Source organism: Pseudomonas sp. P7758 (genome assembly GCF_013386485.1).
Lineage (GTDB): Bacteria > Pseudomonadota > Gammaproteobacteria > Pseudomonadales > Pseudomonadaceae > Aquipseudomonas.
The window spans coordinates 1-18,634 of the sequence record NZ_JACARS010000147.1 but is presented as its reverse complement, the minus strand read 5'-3'; the positions used below and the strand labels follow the sequence as shown (position 1 = coordinate 18,634).

The 18,634-nt window shown below is 61.1% G+C and carries 19 protein-coding genes; 10 read left to right on the top strand and 9 right to left on the bottom strand.

Features of this window, described 5'->3' with window-relative positions; translation table 11 throughout:
• Nucleotides 1-75 precede the first annotated feature (75 nt).
• On the bottom strand, nt 76-2,439 hold the full coding sequence (locus HX873_RS27060) for a penicillin acylase family protein (RefSeq protein WP_177123472.1): 2,364 nt from the start codon (nt 2,437-2,439) through the stop codon (nt 76-78).
• A gap of 239 nt (nt 2,440-2,678) precedes the next feature.
• Here HX873_RS27060 and HX873_RS27055 point away from each other — a divergent pair, with 239 nt between their 5' ends.
• Nucleotides 2,679-3,764 carry a GNAT family N-acetyltransferase gene (locus tag HX873_RS27055; RefSeq protein ID WP_177123471.1) on the top strand — a complete coding sequence of 362 codons (1,086 nt, stop codon included), beginning with the start codon at nt 2,679-2,681 and terminating at the stop codon, nt 3,762-3,764.
• Nucleotides 3,761-4,636: a hypothetical protein gene (locus HX873_RS27050; RefSeq protein WP_003213870.1), complete on the top strand. Its 876-nt coding sequence runs from the start codon at nt 3,761-3,763 to the stop codon at nt 4,634-4,636. The genes HX873_RS27055 and HX873_RS27050 overlap by 4 nt, the downstream gene beginning before the upstream one ends.
• Here the strand turns inward: HX873_RS27050 and HX873_RS27045 are convergent.
• The 4 genes from HX873_RS27045 to HX873_RS27030 form a co-directional block, all read right to left on the bottom strand.
• Nucleotides 4,633-5,859, bottom strand: coding sequence for a DegT/DnrJ/EryC1/StrS family aminotransferase (locus HX873_RS27045; protein WP_008438915.1), 1,227 nt, complete (start codon nt 5,857-5,859; stop codon nt 4,633-4,635). The genes HX873_RS27050 and HX873_RS27045 overlap by 4 nt on opposite strands.
• Nucleotides 5,856-6,269: a multidrug efflux SMR transporter gene (locus tag HX873_RS27040; RefSeq protein ID WP_003213866.1), complete on the bottom strand. Its 414-nt coding sequence runs from the start codon at nt 6,267-6,269 to the stop codon at nt 5,856-5,858. The genes HX873_RS27045 and HX873_RS27040 overlap by 4 nt, the downstream gene beginning before the upstream one ends.
• Entirely contained in the window at nt 6,269-6,625 is a 357-nt protein-coding gene (locus HX873_RS27035) for an EamA family transporter (RefSeq protein WP_003213864.1), read from the bottom strand. Before HX873_RS27035 ends, HX873_RS27040 begins: the two co-directional genes overlap by 1 nt.
• A gap of 107 nt (nt 6,626-6,732) precedes the next feature.
• Nucleotides 6,733-7,317 carry a DUF6436 domain-containing protein gene (locus HX873_RS27030; RefSeq protein ID WP_003213861.1) on the bottom strand — a complete coding sequence of 195 codons (585 nt, stop codon included), beginning with the start codon at nt 7,315-7,317 and terminating at the stop codon, nt 6,733-6,735.
• Nucleotides 7,318-7,428: 111 nt separating this feature from the next.
• Between HX873_RS27030 and HX873_RS27025 the strand changes: the two genes are divergently transcribed.
• Nucleotides 7,429-8,370 carry an alpha/beta hydrolase gene (locus HX873_RS27025; RefSeq protein WP_008438921.1) on the top strand — a complete coding sequence of 314 codons (942 nt, stop codon included), beginning with the start codon at nt 7,429-7,431 and terminating at the stop codon, nt 8,368-8,370.
• 104 nt (nt 8,371-8,474) lie between these two features.
• Here HX873_RS27025 and HX873_RS27020 read toward each other — a convergent pair whose 3' ends face one another.
• Entirely contained in the window at nt 8,475-9,227 is a 753-nt protein-coding gene (locus HX873_RS27020; protein WP_008438922.1) for a DUF2059 domain-containing protein, read from the bottom strand.
• 131 nt (nt 9,228-9,358) lie between these two features.
• Between HX873_RS27020 and HX873_RS27015 the strand changes: the two genes are divergently transcribed.
• Nucleotides 9,359-9,991 carry a 2OG-Fe(II) oxygenase gene (locus tag HX873_RS27015; protein WP_003213854.1) on the top strand — a complete coding sequence of 211 codons (633 nt, stop codon included), beginning with the start codon at nt 9,359-9,361 and terminating at the stop codon, nt 9,989-9,991.
• Between the two features lie 2 nt (nt 9,992-9,993).
• On the top strand, nt 9,994-10,488 hold the full coding sequence (locus HX873_RS27010; RefSeq protein WP_177123473.1) for a DUF523 domain-containing protein: 495 nt from the start codon (nt 9,994-9,996) through the stop codon (nt 10,486-10,488).
• Nucleotides 10,489-10,598: 110 nt separating this feature from the next.
• On the opposite strand, the gene HX873_RS27005 is transcribed toward HX873_RS27010, so the two are convergent.
• Nucleotides 10,599-11,378: a transporter substrate-binding domain-containing protein gene (locus tag HX873_RS27005; protein ID WP_177022348.1), complete on the bottom strand. Its 780-nt coding sequence runs from the start codon at nt 11,376-11,378 to the stop codon at nt 10,599-10,601.
• 134 nt (nt 11,379-11,512) lie between these two features.
• Here HX873_RS27005 and HX873_RS27000 point away from each other — a divergent pair, with 134 nt between their 5' ends.
• Nucleotides 11,513-11,953, top strand: a complete 441-nt coding sequence (locus HX873_RS27000) for a DUF4399 domain-containing protein (protein WP_003213848.1) — start codon at nt 11,513-11,515, stop codon at nt 11,951-11,953.
• 61 nt (nt 11,954-12,014) lie between these two features.
• On the opposite strand, the gene serA is transcribed toward HX873_RS27000, so the two are convergent.
• A complete protein-coding gene (serA, locus tag HX873_RS26995) occupies nt 12,015-13,244 on the bottom strand; it encodes a phosphoglycerate dehydrogenase (protein WP_003213846.1) in 1,230 nt (409 codons plus the stop codon).
• 204 nt (nt 13,245-13,448) lie between these two features.
• Here serA and HX873_RS26990 point away from each other — a divergent pair, with 204 nt between their 5' ends.
• The 4 genes from HX873_RS26990 (at nt 13,449) to HX873_RS26975 (ending at nt 17,739) form a co-directional block, all read left to right on the top strand.
• Nucleotides 13,449-14,843 (top strand): FAD-binding oxidoreductase, encoded by a 1,395-nt coding sequence (locus tag HX873_RS26990; protein WP_003213844.1) that lies wholly within the window; start codon nt 13,449-13,451, stop codon nt 14,841-14,843.
• Nucleotides 14,844-14,865: 22 nt separating this feature from the next.
• Nucleotides 14,866-15,531 carry a fumarylacetoacetate hydrolase family protein gene (locus HX873_RS26985; RefSeq protein WP_003213842.1) on the top strand — a complete coding sequence of 222 codons (666 nt, stop codon included), beginning with the start codon at nt 14,866-14,868 and terminating at the stop codon, nt 15,529-15,531.
• A 246-nt stretch (nt 15,532-15,777) separates the two neighbouring features.
• Nucleotides 15,778-16,707 carry an SdiA-regulated domain-containing protein gene (locus HX873_RS26980; protein ID WP_177123470.1) on the top strand — a complete coding sequence of 310 codons (930 nt, stop codon included), beginning with the start codon at nt 15,778-15,780 and terminating at the stop codon, nt 16,705-16,707.
• A 117-nt stretch (nt 16,708-16,824) separates the two neighbouring features.
• Complete coding sequence (locus tag HX873_RS26975; RefSeq protein WP_003213837.1) at nt 16,825-17,739, top strand: SdiA-regulated domain-containing protein; 915 nt, start codon at nt 16,825-16,827, stop codon at nt 17,737-17,739.
• 118 nt (nt 17,740-17,857) lie between these two features.
• Here the strand turns inward: HX873_RS26975 and rpiA are convergent, their stop codons facing one another.
• A complete protein-coding gene (gene rpiA, locus HX873_RS26970) occupies nt 17,858-18,529 on the bottom strand; it encodes a ribose-5-phosphate isomerase RpiA (protein ID WP_008438935.1) in 672 nt (223 codons plus the stop codon).
• Nucleotides 18,530-18,634: the final 105 nt, after the last annotated feature.

The window sequence follows — 18,634 nt, the reverse complement described above, 5'->3', positions numbered from 1 at the left end:
AGTAACCAGATGTATTGACTGATCCACCGCATTCGCGAGCAAGCCCGCTCCCACATTGGTTTTTTGTTTCTTCAGTTATTGCGGTGTCCGGGCCGGCAACAGCTTGAGCGTACTGCGGGTATTCGCCGTCACTTCCTCATCATTGAAATGCGCCTGCTCATACCCGCCTTCGATGTACGTTTCCGCCTGATCGGAATAGTGCTTGTCGAACGGCACACCACTCTGCCCGACCGGGTTGATGGTCAGCCCATGTGCGGCATCGGCGAAATCAATCAGGCGCCGGGTCGACGGCCCGTACGTCACCGGCCACGGCGCCGGGCCGATCTGTGCGGATTGGTTGTTGGGCACTTCATGGGTGCCGGGAGCGGCAAACGGGCCCACGTTGACGATCTTGTCCAACGGCTTCTGCGAGCCCAGTGGATGGCCGTGGGTCAGGGTGTGGGCCTTGCCCCATTGCCACTGCGATGGGTCGTCACCAAAGGTCGCCTTGAGGTGTTGCAGGCTGTTGTCCCAGGCAAGCTTGACGGTCTCGGCGCGGTGGCCATCCCACCACGGCGAATCCGCTGAAGCGGCCAGGCGCGGCAAGGCTGCGTCCACTACCCGAGTGGTGAGCAAGGTCTTGAACATCCCATCGCCCAGTTTCGGGTGGAACGCCGCGTCAGTGAGGTTGAACAGGAACTGGTTGAACAGCGTGGCACTGGTGGAGTCCAGCGGGTAATCGCCTTTCCAGGCTGCCAGTTGCTCCACCAGCTTCAACTGCGCCGGGTCCTTGACCACCTCACGCAGCACCGGCAGCAGCGGTGCCAGCAGCCGTGGGCCGTAGGCGGTGGTGGTGCCGAGCTGCAAGGCCTGGCTGTTGTCCACGTCCCATTTCACGCTGTTGTCGCTCAGTTGCGCGTTCAACTGCTGGCCACGGTCTGCCAGGTTGTAATACCCGGGGATCGGCATGCCGGTGGGTGACGCCGGCTGGGCATTGGCGGACACAACATATCCGCGGGCCGGGTTTTCTTCCTGGGGGTTGGCGCTGAATGGGTAGAAACCGAGCTTGTCCGCCTGGGCGGTACTGCCGTCGAGGATAAAGCCCGGGTTGACCCCGGCCGGGCGGATCGGCAATTGCGCTGCCGCCCACCAGCCGATATCGCCCTTGGCATTGGCCCATACGATGTTCAAGCCAGGCGCCTGGACCTTGGCCGCCGCCGCACGCGCTTTGGCGAGGGTATCGGCACGGTTGAGCTGATAGAAACCGTCGAGGATCGGGTTTTCGGTATCCAGGAATGCCCACCACATGGCAATCGGCGTCTTGCCGGCATTCTCGCCGAGCACGTCATTGATGATCGGACCGTGGGGCGAGGTGCGCAGCGTCAAGGTTACCGGGTCCTGGCCCTTGACCGCGATCTGTTGCTCGCTGCTGGTCATGTCCACCCACTTGTCGTGGTACCAGACCTGGTTGGGGTTGTCCGGGTTGACCTTCTCGGCGATCAGGTCGAGGTCATCGTTCTGGAACATGGTCAGGCTCCAGCCGAAATCCTTGTTGTGGCCCAGGAACGCCACCGGCACCAGCGCGTTGTGATAGCCGTAAAGCTCGAAGCCCGGCGCCGACAGCTGCGCCTCGTACCACACCGACGGCACCGAGAAACGGATATGCGGGTCACCCGCCAGCAACGGCTTGCCGCTCTTGGTGCGGCTGCCGCTGATGGCCCAGGCATTGCTGCCTTCGAACTGCGGCAGGCCGTTGTCGGCCATGGCCTGTTCGCTCAACTGGGCAATGGCGCCGAGGTCTTTCCAGTCACCGGCCGCCAGGTTCAGCGCGCCCTTGGGCTGCCAGTCGAGGTCGAAGACCTTCAGGTAGTCGTTGCCCAACTGATCGCGTACGTAGGTCAGCAAGGGTTCGGTACGAAAGGCTGCGGCAAAGCTGTAGGCCAGGTAGCCGGCGACACTGATGGTGTCTTCGGCGGTGAACGGGCGCTTGGGGATGCCCAGTACGTCGAACTCCATGGGTTTGGCGTGGCTGTCCTGATACTGGTTCACCCCGTCCAGGTAGGCTTGCAGGGCCTTCCAGGACGCAGACTCATGGTCCATGTGCTCGACGTAGCTCAAGGCGCGCTCGCGAATGCGCAGGCTGCGGAACAGTTTGTCGGTCTCCAGCAACTTGGGTCCCAGCACCTCGGCCAGCTCGCCACGGGACAGGCGCCGCATGATTTCCATCTGGAACAGCCGGTCCTGGGCATGTACGTAGCCGAGGGCACGGTACAGGTCGGTCTCGTTCTCGGCGCGGATATGCGGCACGCCTCGGTCGTCGTAGCGCACCGTGACCGAACCTTGCAGATGGGCCAGCTCCACCGTGCCCTGGCGGGTCGGCTGCTTGATGTACACGTACCAGCCGGCGCCAACCATAAGGGCTACGAGCAGGATGGCCAGCGCGGTCAGGATGCGTTTCATGGGTTGTCCCTTATTAGTCGGTCACCGTGAAGATTCGGGCAGTTTAGTGGGTTTGGCGAGCGCTGCGGAAAATGCTCTCGGGTTCGTGCTCCCTGAACCTGAGCTGCATGAAGTGGGGGTTCTGAAGTGGGCCGCGGGTAGGCGGAGTATTATGTTTACTCTGTTACATGAAACCAGCGGCGCGATGATTCACCCCGTCATCCGGGCGCGCCTTTGCTATCACTTTCGGAATGCAATTTATGACAGATCCCAGCCGTGCACAGGTGCCTTATGCCTGCTGCATGGAAACGCCATCGCTGATCAGCAATTTTTTGCGATACCCGCCGGTGGGTTTCACTGCCCAGCTGTCAGCACAGGGACTGCCGTACTTTTTCACCCGGTTCGACCTGCAGACCACCGCCGACGATGAGCTGCGTAGCCGCCTGCGCAGTTGGCCGGGGTACCGTTTGTGGCAGTCATGGCTGCATATCGACACCTGTTTTATCGGCACCACGGTCAGCGAATATTCCCCGTTCCCGCTGAACGTAGCGCCACAGGACATGGCGCAATGGCTGCAACAGGAGTGTGCACCGCAACGCAAGCTCACCATCGTCAAGGATGTGCCGCTGGATTCTCCGCTGCTCAGCGTTGAGGACAATCGCTACGCACACGCGTTGATCGAGGCCTGCACCCAGCGCGGATTCATCAATGTAGAGGGCCAGGCGCTGGCCTATGTACCGATCGACTTCAGCTCGACGGATGAGTATCTGTCGCGGTTGTCCCACAGCCGTCGCCGCAATATCCGCCGCAAGCTGCGCAGCCGTGATGAGCTGCGCATCGAGATCCTGGACACCGGCGATGCCCGCTTCAGCGATGAGCAATGGCAGCAGGAACTGTATCGGCTGTACAAGGCGGTGTACGCACAGAGCGAAATCCACTTCGACTTGCTCACGCCCGAGTTCTTCATCCAGTTGCTCACCGATGCCGACAGCGGCGGGCATGTGTTCTGCTACTGGGACGAGGACGAACTGGTTGGCTATAACCTGTGCTACCAGCAAGACGGCAAGTTGCTCGACAAGTACATCGGCCTGAACTACCCGCTGGCGCTGGAGCACAACCTGTACTTCGTCAGCTGGTTTGTGAACCTGGAGTTCGCCCTGGAAAAGGGCCTGCAGTTTTATGTCGCGGGGTGGACCGATCCGCAGGTCAAATCCAGCCTCGGCGCCAAGTTCACGTTTACCCGCCATCTGGTGTGGGTGAGGAACCCGCTGCTGCGCAAAGTGATGAACCGTTTCCGGCACCATTTTGAAAGCGATACCCAGTGGCAGCAGGAGCAAACCGCATGAGCCAGGCCCGTCCCGCATTGATCCTCGATTTTGACGGGGCCGTGAATAACATTCCCGGCGCCCTTACCCTGCCGTTGCAAGCCTGGCAGGAGAAAATCCGTTTCGGCTGCCGCTGGGCGCAGTTCAAGGAGCTGGAGAGCGCCCTGCACGCGCAGATGCCCAGCGATTACGGCTGTGTGTTTACCGGCAGCGGTGATTATCACCACCTCAGCCAGCTGTTGTTGAACCGTCTTCCCACCCAGCAAAAGATCCAGCTGATCATTTGCGATAACCACCCGGACAACATGCGTTATCCGTTTGGTATCCATTGTGGGTCCTGGGTCTACTGGGCCAGCCGCCTGCCGCAGGTCGAGCACGTTCACGTGCTGGGCATTGGCTCGCCGGACATTTCCCTCAAGCACGCCTGGGAGAATCACTGGTCGCCGCTGGTGAAACGCAAGCTGACCTACTGGAACACCAACGTCGATACCCGCTGGTTGAACTGGATCGGCGCAGGCCGCAGCAATCGTGCATTCACCAGCGCGGACGAGTTGATGAGCGCGTTCCTGGCGCAGCTCGACCCTTCGCTGCCGGTGTATCTCTCCATCGACAAAGACGTGCTGAGCCCGCAGGTGGTGAATACCAACTGGGACCAGGGCGAGTTTCTGGAGAAGCATTTGAATGCGCTGATCGATGCCTGCCACGGCAGCATTATTGGCGCGGACATTACCGGCGACGTGTCCGCCTACCACTACCAGAGCAAGTTCAAGCGCTGGCTGAGTGCGTCGGATGGCCAGGAAGAGCTGCCGGAGAACCAGGTGGTGATCTGGCAACAGCAGCAGAATGAGCTGAATGCGCGCTTGTTGACCCGTATCGATCAAAGCTGGGCCTAGCGTTTAAGAATCCGCCGCAGATGATCCAGCACTTGCTCGAACAGCTCGTCCGTCAGCCAGTGGCTATTGCTGATCGACAGTGTCTGGGCGGCGAAGCTTTGCGCGCGGGGGATATCGGCGCCTTGCTGTAACAGCGGGGTGAGTGCCGGGTAGCCCGGCAATACGTGGATGAACAGGCGGGTCACGCCCAGGCCTGCCGTCCACAGCTGCGCCATCGCGGTATCGCGGGTTTGTGCGCTGGGCATCACCACCATCAGGAACGGCCAGGTGCCTTGCTGGCCCGGGCTGTCGGTCAACACCGACACGCCGGGCAAGCTGCTCAACTGCGCCACGCGACGCAAGGCCCGCAGGCGGCCTTGCTGCAAATGCTCGGGCAAGCGGGCCAGGGCTGCGGCGCCGACCTTCTGGCGATAGCCGCCCAACCGGTGCAACGGAATATCGTTGACGGAAAAATCATCGCCCACCGCCGCCACTTCATCGCCCCGCGCCAGCGCCGCCCGCAGCGGTTTGCCGTACACGTACTTCAGCCCGCGGGGCTGATACGCCGCGGCATAGCCCCACAGCTCGGCGCTGCGTTGCACTTCCCAGCGCAGGCTGAAGGGCAAGTCCTGCCGGCATTGCTGGTGCAACGCCTGATGCAGCGCCGGATCCCGGCTGAACAACACACCGCCTTCAGCCGTCGTCAGGCCTTTGCCCAGCGCCATGCTGAAAAAGCCGATGTCGCCTTTCAGTCCGACGCTTTTTCCATCATCCAGTGCGCCCATGGCTTGGGCGGCGTCTTCGATCACCGCAATGCCGAGTGGCTCGGCAATGCGCTTGGCAGCCTCCACATCCGCCACACGCCCGGCCAGGTGAGTGACGACGATCGCCAAGGTGTTTTGGTTGCACAGCTGCGCCAGCTGGTGTTCGTCCAGGTCGATGCTGCCGGGCTGCAGATCGCACGCCACCACGCGCAAAGGCGGGCAGTGATGGGCCGCCAGGGCCACCAGCGGGCAGGTATAGGCCGGCACGATAAGCTCGGTGCGCCCCGGCGTGCGCTGCTGCAACACCCGCAGCGCCATGATCAGCGCGGCGGTGCCGGAGCAGGGCAGGGCCGGCAGCGGGATGTCGAGCTGTCGGGCCAGGTCGCGGGCCAGGTCGCCCGAGCGGTTGAACAAGTCCTGCCAGCGCAGGGGAAGCCCCGCCGTTGGCGGAATCTCCCGCTGGCTGACAACGGGCGTCATGACGCCAGCGTCTGCGAGGGTTCGGCCTCGACGGTCTTGCTTTCTTTGTCTTCGCTGCGCGCCAGGCACAGGATGCCCGCAATGATCAGCGCGCCGCCGACGACCTTGGGCAGGGTCAAGGTGTCATTGAATAGCCACACGGAGATCAGCGTCACGCTGATCAGCTCCAGGTGGGAGGCCGCAAACGCCGGGCCCACCGGGGCGTATTTCAACAGCGTCATCCAGGTGAAAAACGCGCCGATGTAGCCCACGAATGCGCCGTAGATCCATGGCGCACCGAACACGCGGATCAACCAGGCGGCGTCCATCGTCAGCGGTTCGGCATGAATCGAGGCGAACTTGAAACTGACCTGCGCCAAGGTATCGAAAATGATCAGCGACAGAAAACCCAGGATATAAAACCGTTTCATTACTCGAACCCCACGACGGTCACGCCACAGGCGATCAGCATGATGCCGATCAACCGCCATTTGCTCAGGCTTTCCTTGAACAGGAAACGCCCGGCAATCATGATCACGACAATATTGATGGAGCCCAGCATCACCCCGACCGACAACGGCACCAGTGTCAGGAAGGCCAGCCACAGCACGAATTCGAACACATAGCAGATGATGCCCAGCCAGATCCACGGACGCTTGAGCATATGGCGCCAGTGGGCCATGCCGTCATGCTCGGCGCTGGCTGAGGCTGCGGCTTTGAACGCCAACTGGCCGGACGTATCAACGATGACGTTGAGTATCCAGAGGATGATGGTTAATTGGCTCATGTGTTCCCGTGTCGTCTGCTTGTACGGCTAGTTGCTTACGATACAGGAGCGTGCCGATACAGTTGTTCGAGTTTGTCGAACGAACAGCGTCTGTTCAGCTTGCCGGGTCAGGGTGGAGACGTTTCCCCGTTCCACTCGCAGTAACAGCCGACCGCCAGGGTGTGGGTCGCATTGACCTCGCGTCCGCCTTCGAGGGCTTGCAGGATCGGCTCGATAAAGCTATTGCTGGAGTTACACGTCAACCCTTCGCTGTAGGGCCCGAAATACGCCAGCTTGCCGCTGCGGTCCCAGATGCCCACGGCAGGGCTGGCCGGCAGATGCTGGGCACCGGGCACGGCCTTGAGGGCCTTCATCGAGCCCAGGGTGGCGGGCAACTGCCCGTGGCTGCCGGCTTTCTGCAGGGAATAGAACTCCACGCCCTGGGGGGCGTACTGCTCGATCAACTCGCCAAGGTGCTGCTGGTTGCCGACATTGCACGGGCAGGCGGGGTCCCAGAAGTGCACCAGGCGGATCGGGCCCGGGCCGGCAAGCTCGGCCGGCAGGCTCAGGCTGTCACCGGAAAACACCGCCGTATGCTCACTGAATGCCCGCAGGTAGCGTCCCTGGAACCAGTCATACGCCGCCCACAACACCCCGGCGCAAATGATCACGATCAGGCTGGCGAAGAGGGTGGTGCGGTAGGGCTGTCGCATTTGGATCAATCCTCGGAGGATGCGTAGCTTGCCATGCTTGCCCTGACAGATGAATATCGCGGCTCGATATTCATCTGTTCAATGCGTTGAAGCCACAGTCTGGAAGTTCTTATGCCCGTTACGTTTGACCCTGATCATCTACGCGAAAGCTTGCGCCCACTGGTGGACGCGCAGCCGCTTTCAGCCGAGGCCCGGGTCTACCAGCGCTTCTACGGCCTGGACCTCGCTGCCCGCAAGGTGCCCGCGACAAGCCGCCTGGGGCGGTTTGCGGTGGATGGGTTCGACGTGGTCTGCCAGGTGTGGTGGCCACCGGTGCCGGTGGCGACGATGTTCCTGTTCCATGGCTTCTACGACCATATGGGCCTGTACCGGCATGCCGTGGACTGGGCGCTGGACCAGGGTTTTGTGGTGATCGCCTGCGACTTGCCGGGCCATGGCCTGTCCAGCGGCGAGCGGGCCAGCATTGATGACTTTGCGGTGTACCAGGACGTGGTGCAGGCGTTGTTTGAACAGGCCAGGGCGCTGCAATTGCCGCAGCCGTGGCACTTGTTCGGGCAAAGCACCGGCGGCGCGATTGTGGTGGATCACCTGCTTAGCCATGGCGTCGACAGCCCGGCCCAGGGCAAGACGTTTCTGTTGTCACCGCTGGTGCGGCCCCGCGCCTGGGGCTGGTCGCAGCTCAGTTATTACCTGCTCCGGCCGTTCGTCAAAGGCATTGCCCGGCGCTTCAGCGATAACACCAACGACCCGCAGTTCAAGCCGTTCCTGGAGGCCGACCCGTTGCAGCCACGGCAGTTGCCGACTGCCTGGGTGGGCGCCCTGGCGCGCTGGATCAAACGTGTTGAAGCGGCGCCACGCAGCACGCGGCGGCCGTTGATCGTGCAGGGTGAGGAAGACATGACGGTGGACTGGCAGCACAACCTGAAGGTGCTGCGCAGCAAGTTCGACCAACCGGAGGTGTTGATGCTGCCGCGTGGCAGGCATCACTTGGCGAATGAGATTCCGGAGATTCGGCAGCAATACTTCGGGTTTCTCACCGACCACCTGAAATAACGCAATCCAAATGTGGGAGCGGGCTTGCTCGCGAAGGCGGTCGATCAGTTAGCATAACCAGTGACTGGCACACCGTCTTCGCGAGCAAGCCCGCTCCCACAGGGTTACTGCGCCAGGCTTGAGGTGCTTTGGCCGACCGCCAGCCCGGCGCGAATCGCCGCCAGTGCCGCCTTGTAGTACGCCTTGCCCTCCGGCGACTCCGCGAACGTCGCGAACTCTTCCAGCTCCGGGTCGGACAAATCCCGGTAGACGTACAACAGCGTGTTGTTCAGATCATTGCCAATCTGCTGCATCAAGCGCTCACGCTGGCCGTTCAACATGCCCTGCGCCTGGCCGCCGCCCAACAGCCCGGGGATCATCTGGCTCAAGCTGTCGGCCGCCACGCCGGCAATCGCCAGGCTGACTTCAGCCCCGGCTTCCCGCGCAGGCAAGGCCTGGGCCAGGTGGCCGATGATCAGGCTGCGGGTGGCATCGGCTTCCATGTGCGGCAAGCCCTGGGCGTTCTTCGCCAGCTGATCGCGGCGGGTGGCCAGCAACTCGGCGGCGACAATCTTGCGGCCCAGCGGCGACTGGAAGAAGGCCAGTGCCGGCTTAGGGTCCGCCAAATTCTTGCGCAGTTGCGCTTCGGCGCGCTGGTCTACCGACTGGGGCGCGAAGCGTTTATTGCTGTTGTCCACCAGCGCCTGATACACCGCCGGCGGCAGGCTGTTGCGGTAGCGTTGCTGGGCGGCACTGAGGGCGTCATTAAAATGCGCGCGCTGGTCTGCCCAGCCGGCGACCTTGTACAACTGGTCATGGCTGTCTGCCCAGGCGGGCAAAACGCAGAACATCAGCAAGGAAAAAAACAAACGACGCATATGGACTCCTGTCAGTCGGCCACTATTGTCCGTGTCGGGCGTAGGATTTGTCGAGAAATCCTATCGGTCACCTGACTAAAGTGTATTCAGACGCTCGGCGGCTCTGTCGGATTCACAGGCGTATGGATACTATGCGCGCCATGCCCATACCCTCCGATCACCCGCTGCTGTTACGCATTGTCGATGACCTGGCCGCACAAGGCTGGTCGCAGCAGAATATCTTCCTGCCCGAGGCTCTGACCCTCGAACTGGCGGCTGAGTGCCAAAAACGCGCCGCCGAAGGTGAATTGGCGCCCGCGGCGGTCGGACGGGGGCCTTCCCAGGAGATTCGCGAGGGCATCCGGGGTGACCATATCCAGTGGCTGGAGCCGGGCGAGGTGGTGGCCTGCGATAACTACCTGGAGCTGATGGACAGCCTGCGGGTGGCGATGAACCGTGGCCTGTTCCTGGGCCTGGAAGACTTCGAAAGCCACTTCGCGATGTACCCGCCGGGGGCGTTTTACCTCAAGCATGTGGACCGTTTTCGCGATGACGACCGGCGCATGGTGTCGGCGGTGATCTACTTGAACAACGCCTGGCTGCCGGAACATGGCGGCCAGTTGCGCATGTACCTCAAGGGCGACGTCGAATACGATGTGGTGCCCACCGGCGGTTGCCTGGTGGTATTCCTGTCGGGGGAAATCCCCCATGAAGTCATGCCCGCCACCCGCGAACGCCTGTCCCTCACCGGCTGGTTTCGCCGGCGGGGCAACGAGCCGTTTTGATGATGCAAAAGATTCTGGTCAGCCGCTGCCTGCTGGGGCACCGGGTACGCTACGACGGAGGGGCCAGCGGGCCTTTCGATCAATTGGCCGCGTGGCAGGCCGAAGGCCGGGTGGTTGCCGTGTGCCCGGAAGTGGCGGGTGGCTTGCCGACGCCACGGCCGTCTGCCGAAATCCCGGGCGGGCAGGGGATTGACGTGTGGGAAGGCCGCGCCCAGGTGCTGACGGCCCAGGGGGAAGACTTCAGCGAAGCCTTCCTCGATGGCGCCCGCCAGGCATTGGCGCTGGTACAGCGTCACAATATCCGCGTCGCCGTACTCAAGGCCAACAGCCCGTCGTGCGGCAATCTGCTGACCTATGACGGTACCTTCACCGGCGTGAAGGTCACGGGCGAAGGCGTGACGGCGGCATTGCTCAAGCGCCATGGGGTGCTGGTGTTCAGTGAGCTGGAATTGCCCGAAGCGGCAGCGGCCCTGGCAAAATACTCAAGCCCGACATAGATCAACATGTGGGAGCGGGCTTGCTCGCGAAAGCGCAGTGTCAGTCACCCGATGCTCAAGCCGAGCCACCGCATTCGCGAGCAAGCCCGCTCCCACATTGACCGAGTCGTTTATTCGGCCTTTTTCACCGGCTTGCTCGCATCCATCCCGAACCACTTCTCCGACAACGCCGCCAGCCGGCCATCGGCCTTCACTCGTTGCAAGGCCTTGTCCAGGCTGGCCTTGAACGCCGGGTTACCCTTCTGGAACGGAATCGCCAGGCTCAGCGTCGGGCCGACGTCTGCGCCTTCCTTCACCGGCAGCTGGCTGTCGCGAATCGCGTAGGGAATCAGCAGCCGGTCACTGATGGCGGCATCGATCTGTTGATCGGCAACGTCCTTGAGCGGCTGCCTGGCATCGGCATAGCTGCGCAAATCAACGCCCTCGGCGGTGCGCGCCTGCTCCACAAACTGGCTGCCCTGGGCCACGCCCAACGCCTTGCCCTTGAGCGCCGCAAAGCTGCCCAACGGGCGCTGTTCCTGCTTGCGCACGATCAGCTGTGCGCTGGAGTAGCTGTAGGGCTCGCTGAAGTCGAAACGATCCGCCAGTTCAGGAGTCATAGCGATATGGTTGATGGCCACGTCGTACTTGGCGCTTTCCACGCCGGGCAGCAACTCGGCGGCATCGACAGTGATAAAGGAGGGGCGTACGTCCATTTCCTTGGCCAGCAACTCACCCAGCTCCACTTCAAAACCGGTGAGTTTGTCGCCTTCCTTGAAGTTGAAGGGCGGGGTGTTGGCTTCCATTGCGATGCGCAGTTCCCCGCGGTCAAATACATCGTCGATCAGTTCGGCATGGGCCAAGGGACTTGCAAGGGGCAGTAAAAGTAACAGGCCAGGCAGGAAACGCATGGTCGCTCCTAAAGAATTCGAATGAGCGAAGCGTTGTTCAGGCTCGCTTTGCTATGGTGTTGAATGCCTTGGACAGCAATTTGTCGCGAAGTTGTCATAACCCTACAGATTTCCCGGAAAAACTGGAGAAGTGAATGAAAGCCTTTTTGACCCGTGCAACCCTGGCCAGCCTATTGCTGGGCGCTTCGATGCTGGCGACCGCTGCTGATGGCATCCCGCGCAGCGCTCCACCAGAAGGTGCCAAAGTGTTCATCGTGTCGCCCAAAGATGGCGCCACCGTCGATAAAACCTTCACCGTGAAATTCGGCATGGAAGGCCTGAAACTGGCTCCGGCCACCAGTCAGGATCCGGGCACCGGCCACCACCACCTGCTGATCGACCAGAAAGAATTGCCGGATGCCAGCGTGCCGATCCCGGCCACCGATACCGTGATCCACTACGGCAAGGCACAGACCGAAACCGAGCTGACCCTCACCCCAGGCAAGCACACGCTGCAACTGGTAGCCGGCGACAAACTGCACATGCAGTTCAACCCGACTGTAGCCTCGAAAGTCATCACGGTTAACGTCAAGTAAGATTTGTTCAGACAAAAAAAGGGAGACCCGAGGGTCTCCCTTTTTTATGCGCGTTTAGCGATTAGAACAACACGCGGCTACGGATAGTGCCGTTGATGTGTTGCAGCTTCTCTTGCGCCAGGTCCGAATACTCGGCGTCTACGTCGATAACCACGTAGCCGACTTTCTCGTTGGTCTGCAGGAACTGACCGGAAATGTTGATGCCGTTTTCCGCGAAGACCTTGTTGATCTCCATCATCACGCCAGGGATGTTCTGGTGGATGTGCAGCAGACGGTGCTTGCCAGGGTGCGCCGGCAGAGCCACTTCCGGGAAGTTGACCGAGGACACCGACGTACCGTTGTCGCTGTACTTGACCAGTTTCTCCGACACTTCCAGGCCGATGTTGGCTTGGGCTTCAGCGGTGGAACCGCCGATGTGCGGGGTCAGGATCACGTTGTCCAGGCCACGCAGCGGGCTTTCGAAGATGTCGTCGTTAGAGCGCGGCTCAACCGGGAACACGTCGATGGCGGCGCCGATCAGGTGCTTGTCCTTGATCGCGTCGGCCAGGGCGTCCAGCTCGACCACGGTGCCGCGTGCAGCGTTGATCAGGATCCCGCCCTTCTTGATGGCGCGGATTTCCTTCTCGCCGATCATCCACTGGGTCTCAGCGGTTTCCGGTACGTGCAGGGTCACGATGTCGGACATGCCCAGCAGCTCGGTCAGGCTCGACACCTGGGTGGCGTTGCCCAATGGCAGCTTGGTCAGGGTGTCGTAGAAGAACACCTGCATGCCCAGGCCTTCGGCCAATACCGACAACTGCGTGCCGATCGAGCCGTAACCGACGATACCCAGCTTCTTGCCGCGGATTTCGAAGGAGTTGGCTGCGCTCTTGATCCAGCCGCCACGGTGGCAGGAAGCGTTCTTCTCGGGAATACCGCGCAGCAACAGGATCGCCTCGGCCAATACCAGCTCAGCAACGGAGCGGGTGTTGGAGTACGGTGCGTTGAACACCGCGATGCCGCGCTCGCGCGCTGCGTTGAGGTCGACCTGGTTGGTGCCGATGCAGAAACAGCCGACAGCTACCAACTTCTTGGCGTGATCGAAGATCTCTTCGGTCAGCTGAGTGCGGGAGCGAATGCCGATAAAGTGCGCGTCGGCGATCTTTTCCTTGAGCTGGGCTTCCGGCAGAGAACTGGTGATGTACTCAATGCTGGTGTACCCGGCGGCCTTCAGGACTTCGACGGCCGATGGGTGGACGCCTTCCAGAAGAAGGAACTTGATCTTGCTCTTATCGAGAGAAGTCTTGCTCATCTGCGTAAACCTGTATCCCGGAGAAAAATGGCAGGGAATCGGATCACGTAAGCTGACCCGGACGGCAGGAAAGCCGTCACCGCAGAACGCCCTTGGGCACTATCCTGCGGGGGCGGTATGCTAGCATACGTGCCCCGCTAAACACCCATTCCTGCGACGTGAAGCGTTCTCAGGATGACCATGAATTGTTCGAGAGTTCTGTCGATGACCCATCCTGCCCTGATTGATGAGCTGAAGACCCTGGTTGAGCCTGGCAAGGTCCTGACCGATGCTGACTCCCTTGAGGCTTATGGCAAGGACTGGACCAAGCATTTCGCGCCGGCCCCGGTGGCCATCGTCTTCCCGAAGACCACCGAGCAGGTGCAGGCCATCGTCCGTTGGGCCAATGAGCACAAGGTCGCGCTGGTGCCGTCCGGTGGCCGTACCGGCCTGTCGGCCGCTGCCGTCGCTGCGAATGGCGAAGTGGTTGTGTCGTTCGACTATATGAACCAGATCCTCGACGTTAACCTCACCGACCGCACCGCCGTGTGCCAGCCGGGCGTGGTCACCAAGCAATTGCAGAACGTCGCCGAAGAAAAAGGCCTGTACTACCCGGTGGATTTCGCCTCGTCGGGTTCCAGCCAGATTGGCGGCAATATCGGCACCAATGCCGGCGGAATCAAGGTCATTCGCTACGGCATGACCCGTAACTGGGTGGCCGGTATGAAAGTCGTCACCGGCAAGGGCGACCTGCTGGAGTTGAACAAAGACCTGATCAAGAACGCCACCGGCTACGACATGCGCCAGCTGTTCATCGGCGCTGAAGGCACCCTGGGCTTTGTGGTCGAAGCGACCATGCGCCTGGACCGGGCGCCGAAAAACCTCACCGCGATGGTGCTCGGCACCACCGATTTCGACTCGATCATGCCGGTGTTGCACGCCTTCCAGAGCAAGCTGGACCTGACCGCCTTCGAATTCTTTTCCGACAAGGCCCTGGCCAAAGTCCTCGGTCGCGGCGATGTGCCGGCGCCGTTCGAGTCCGACTGCCCGTTCTACGCGCTGCTGGAATTTGAAGCGACCACCGAAGAAGTGGCCAACGATGCCCTGGCCACGTTCGAACACTGCGTCGAGCAGGGCTGGGTGCTGGACGGCGTGATGAGCCAGAGCGAAACCCAACTGCACAACCTGTGGAAGCTGCGCGAGTACATCTCCGAGACCATCTCCCACTGGACGCCGTACAAGAACGACATTTCGGTGACTGTGTCGAAAGTGCCAGCCTTCCTGAAGGAAATCGACGCGATTGTCGGCGAACACTACCCGGACTTCGAAATCGTCTGGTTCGGCCACATCGGCGACGGCAACCTGCACCTGAACATCCTCAAGCCGGAAAACCTGAGCAAGGACGAGTTCTTCGCCAAGTGCGCCACCGTCAACAAGTGGGTGTTCGAGACCGTGCAGAAGTACAACGGCTCGATCTCCGCCGAACACGGCGTGGGCATGACCAAGCGCGATTACCTGACCTACAGCCGTTCGCCGGTTGAAATTGAATACATGAAGGCAGTGAAAGCGGTGTTCGACCCGAACGGGATCATGAACCCGGGCAAGATTTTCGCTGTTTAACAGTCCCTGAAGGAGTCGGTCCATGAGCTACCAGCACAAGTATGTCGACGGCACCAATATTCACTTTCCCCTGGGGAAGGTGGTGTGCATCGGGCGTAACTACGCCGAACACGCCAAGGAACTGGATAACCCGGTACCGACCGAGCCGCTGCTGTTTATCAAGCCTGGCAGTTGCGTAGTGGCACTGGAAGGCGGTTTTGCCATCCCTACCGAGCGCGGTTCGGTGCATTACGAAGCGGAAATCGCGGTGTTGATCGGCAAGCCGTTGTCGGCCAAACCGAGCCGCGAGGAAGTGCTGGACGCCATCTCCGGCTTCGCCCCGGCCCTGGACCTGACCCTGCGGGACAAACAGGCCGAGCTGAAAGCCAAGGGCTTGCCGTGGGAAATCGCCAAGTCGTTTGATGGCGCGGCAGTGATTGCACCGTTCGTGGTCGGCAGCACCTTCCCGGATGTGACGGATATCGGCATTCGCCTGACCATCAATGGCGAAGTGCGCCAGGACGGCAACAGCGCGATCATGCTCAACCCGATCATCCCGATGATCCAGTACATGGCCGGCTGCTTCTCGTTGCAGGCCGGGGATGTGATCCTCACCGGTACGCCGGCAGGCGTGGGCCCGCTGAATGTGGGTGACGAGCTGGTGCTGGAATTGCCGGGTGTGAGCCGCTTCGAAAGCAGCGTTCGCTGAATACCTGGCGAAACGCGGTCAAAAATGTGGGAGCGGGCTTGCTCGCGAAAGCGGTGTATCAGTGACAGATTCAGTGACTGATACTCCGCATTCGCGAGCAAGCCCGCTCCCACATTTGATCTGTGTACTGCCACCCAATCGTGTTTTTGCATTTTTTTCACACCCCATCCGGATAATCCTCAGCCTCCTGCGCGCGGACCTTTTGATCCTGTGCTATCCCCTAAAGCTGACTTTCTGGAAAGCGTAATGGCCGTGCCTCTCCCATCCGTAAAACCCACGTTTCGTTCACGCCTTGCCATGCGCTGGTATTCCTGGCTGTTCCTCGCCGGCGCGATCATTTACGGCGTGGCCTGGGCGATGCACTGGGACGACCGCGGTGTGTTGTGGCTGGCGGAGGGTTTCGAAACCCCGGCCGAGCGCCTGGAAAGCGTCTGGCTCCCGGACTACCACGCGGTGATCGACGCCAAGCTGCTGCCCGGCATGGAGAAGGACGAAGCCTCGGACCTCGCCTATAACCCGCTGACCAAGACCCTGTTCTCGGTGATGGGCAAGAACCCGTTCCTGGTTGAACTGACCCTGCAAGGCGACGTGCTGCGCAAGATGCCGCTCAACGGCTGGAACAACCCGGAAGGCGTGACCATGATGGAAAACGGCCTGATGGCCGTGGTCGATGAGCGCCAGCACAGCCTGACCATCGTCAAGGTCGACCCGCAGACCCAGCAGTTGAACAAAGCCGACTTCCCGTCCTATGACCTGGGCCCGTCCAAGGACCAGAACAAAGCCTTTGAGGCGGTGACCTGGGACAAGCGCAACCAACAGCTGATCCTCGGCGAAGAACGCCCACCGGCCCTGTTCACCTGGAAAAGCGACGGCAGCCAGACCCTCTCCGGCGCCAAGCAAAAGCTCGCCAGCACTGAACTGGACATGCGCAACCTGTCGGCGCTGACCGTCGACCCGCGTACCGGCCACCTGCTGGCGCTGTCGGCGGACTCCCATCTGTTGCTGGAACTGGACGAGAAGGGCGAGCAGGTCAGCTTCATGACCTTGCTCGGCGGCTTCAATGGCTTGAAGAACACCATCCCGCGTGCCGAAGGCGTGACCATGGACGAGAACGGCACGCTGTATATGGTCAGCGAGCCGAACCTGTTCTATCGCTTCGAGAAGCAGGCGCAGTAGTTCGATTACGTCAGATTTCTCTCTATCTGCGGCATCCGCCAGACACCCGGGGCGTTTAAGTTTAAATTCAGGCGACCATGATATTCATTCGCCAGTTTTTACTCTGAGCCCCGCCCGATGCGTCGACTTGCCCGCCCCAAACCTGCTTTTTTTATCCTGATCCTGATCGCCCTGGTGGCGTGCGGTGTGGTTGCCCAGCAATTGCGCCTGTTTGAGCGTGCCTGGTTCAACTGGCAATCCTGGCGCAATCCCGCCGGGGAGCACTCCATTGGCCTTGGGGATTACCGGGTGGCCCTGGAGGCGCAGGTGATCGACGGCCTCAACGATGATGTCTCGGCACTGACCTTTGATCCGGTGCGCAACAGCCTGTTTACCGTGACCAACAAGAACGCTGAGCTGGTCGAACTGTCCCTGGACGGCAAAATCCTGCGGCGCATTGCGCTGGTGGGGTTTGGCGATGCCGAGGCCGTGGAGTACATCAGCGACAACACCTACGTGATCAGCGACGAACGCCAGCAGCGGCTGATCAAGGTCCATGTGGATGACGACACCCAATTCCTCGATGCCGCCGACGCCGAGCAAATGACCCTCGGCGTGCACCTGGGCGGCAACAAGGGCTTCGAAGGCCTGGCCTATGACTCGGTGGGCAAGCGCCTGTTTGTGGCCAAGGAACGCGACCCGATGCTGATCTACGAGGTCCACGGCTTTCCGCATTTCAAACCGGAAAAAACCTACTCGGTGCACGTGATCAACAACCCCAAGCGCGATGCCGGGTTGTTTGTGCGCGACCTGTCGAGCCTGCAATACGACGAGCGTAGCGGTCATCTGCTGGCGCTGTCGGATGAGTCATTTTTGGTGCTGGAACTGGATATCGACGGTCGCCCCCTGAGCAGCCTGTCGCTGCTCAAGGGGCGCCATGGCCTGAAGCAGCGCGTGCCTCAGGCCGAGGGGATCGCCATGGACAACGACGGCACGTTGTACATGGTCAGTGAGCCCAATCTTTTCTATGTATTCAAAAAAACCAAGTCTTGAGTCATGTGCAGAACAAATGTGGGAGCGGGCTTGCTCGCGAATGCGGTGTATCAGGCGCCATATTCAGTGACTGACACTGCGCATTCGCGAGCAAGCCCGCTCCCACACGGGTTTTGCATTACGCCTTAAGCGTTTTTACGCCTTCCGGGGTGCCCAGCAGCAGTACGTCAGCCGGACGGGCCGCAAACAAACCGTTGGTGACGACGCCGACGATCGCGTTGATCTGGCGCTCCAGTTCCACCGGGTTGGTGATCTGCATGTTGAACACGTCGATGATGATGTTGCCGTTGTCGGTCAGCACGCCTTCGCGGTACACCGGGTCGCCGCCCAGTTTCACCAGTTCGCGGGCCACGTGGCTGCGGGCCATCGGGATCACTTCCACCGGCAGCGGGAACGCGCCGAGTACCGGCACCAGTTTGCTGGCGTCGGCGATGCAGATGAAGGTCTTGGCCACGGCCGCGACGATCTTCTCGCGGGTCAGGGCTGCGCCGCCACCCTTGATCAGGTTCAGGTGTGCGTCGCTTTCATCGGCGCCGTCGACGTAGAACTCCAGGTCGCTGACGGTGTTCAGCTCGTACACCGGAATACCGTGGCCCTTGAGCCGCGCAGCGGTGGCTTCGGAGCTGGCAACCGCGCCGTCGAACGCGCCCTTGTGCAGGGCCAGCGCATCGATAAAGCAATTGGCGGTGGAACCGGTGCCGACACCGACGATGCTTTTATCGTCGAGTTTAGGAAGGATTAAATCGACGGCGGCCTGGGCCACTGCCTGTTTGAGTTGATCCTGGGTCATGCGGGCTCCGGAACGGGCGGGGAGTAAAGAGGGGCGCGAGTATAACCCAACAAAACCTCGGTTTTCGTGTGGTCGCCCGGCCAAACGCTGGGTTAGACTCCTTGG

What these genes read in the sequence shown, in the direction of transcription:
- HX873_RS27060 (WP_177123472.1), bottom strand. Translation starts at nt 2,439, where the DNA reads ATGAAACGCATCCTGACCGCGCTGGCCATCCTGCTCGTAGCCCTTATG.
- HX873_RS27055 (WP_177123471.1), top strand. Translation starts at nt 2,679, where the DNA reads ATGACAGATCCCAGCCGTGCACAGGTGCCTTATGCCTGCTGCATGGAA.
- HX873_RS27050 (WP_003213870.1), top strand. Translation starts at nt 3,761, where the DNA reads ATGAGCCAGGCCCGTCCCGCATTGATCCTCGATTTTGACGGGGCCGTG.
- HX873_RS27045 (WP_008438915.1), bottom strand. Translation starts at nt 5,859, where the DNA reads ATGACGCCCGTTGTCAGCCAGCGGGAGATTCCGCCAACGGCGGGGCTT.
- HX873_RS27040 (WP_003213866.1), bottom strand. Translation starts at nt 6,269, where the DNA reads ATGAAACGGTTTTATATCCTGGGTTTTCTGTCGCTGATCATTTTCGAT.
- HX873_RS27035 (WP_003213864.1), bottom strand. Translation starts at nt 6,625, where the DNA reads ATGAGCCAATTAACCATCATCCTCTGGATACTCAACGTCATCGTTGAT.
- HX873_RS27030 (WP_003213861.1), bottom strand. Translation starts at nt 7,317, where the DNA reads ATGCGACAGCCCTACCGCACCACCCTCTTCGCCAGCCTGATCGTGATC.
- HX873_RS27025 (WP_008438921.1), top strand. Translation starts at nt 7,429, where the DNA reads ATGCCCGTTACGTTTGACCCTGATCATCTACGCGAAAGCTTGCGCCCA.
- HX873_RS27020 (WP_008438922.1), bottom strand. Translation starts at nt 9,227, where the DNA reads ATGCGTCGTTTGTTTTTTTCCTTGCTGATGTTCTGCGTTTTGCCCGCC.
- HX873_RS27015 (WP_003213854.1), top strand. Translation starts at nt 9,359, where the DNA reads ATGCGCGCCATGCCCATACCCTCCGATCACCCGCTGCTGTTACGCATT.
- HX873_RS27010 (WP_177123473.1), top strand. Translation starts at nt 9,994, where the DNA reads ATGCAAAAGATTCTGGTCAGCCGCTGCCTGCTGGGGCACCGGGTACGC.
- HX873_RS27005 (WP_177022348.1), bottom strand. Translation starts at nt 11,378, where the DNA reads ATGCGTTTCCTGCCTGGCCTGTTACTTTTACTGCCCCTTGCAAGTCCC.
- HX873_RS27000 (WP_003213848.1), top strand. Translation starts at nt 11,513, where the DNA reads ATGAAAGCCTTTTTGACCCGTGCAACCCTGGCCAGCCTATTGCTGGGC.
- serA (WP_003213846.1), bottom strand. Translation starts at nt 13,244, where the DNA reads ATGAGCAAGACTTCTCTCGATAAGAGCAAGATCAAGTTCCTTCTTCTG.
- HX873_RS26990 (WP_003213844.1), top strand. Translation starts at nt 13,449, where the DNA reads ATGACCCATCCTGCCCTGATTGATGAGCTGAAGACCCTGGTTGAGCCT.
- HX873_RS26985 (WP_003213842.1), top strand. Translation starts at nt 14,866, where the DNA reads ATGAGCTACCAGCACAAGTATGTCGACGGCACCAATATTCACTTTCCC.
- HX873_RS26980 (WP_177123470.1), top strand. Translation starts at nt 15,778, where the DNA reads ATGGCCGTGCCTCTCCCATCCGTAAAACCCACGTTTCGTTCACGCCTT.
- HX873_RS26975 (WP_003213837.1), top strand. Translation starts at nt 16,825, where the DNA reads ATGCGTCGACTTGCCCGCCCCAAACCTGCTTTTTTTATCCTGATCCTG.
- rpiA (WP_008438935.1), bottom strand. Translation starts at nt 18,529, where the DNA reads ATGACCCAGGATCAACTCAAACAGGCAGTGGCCCAGGCCGCCGTCGAT.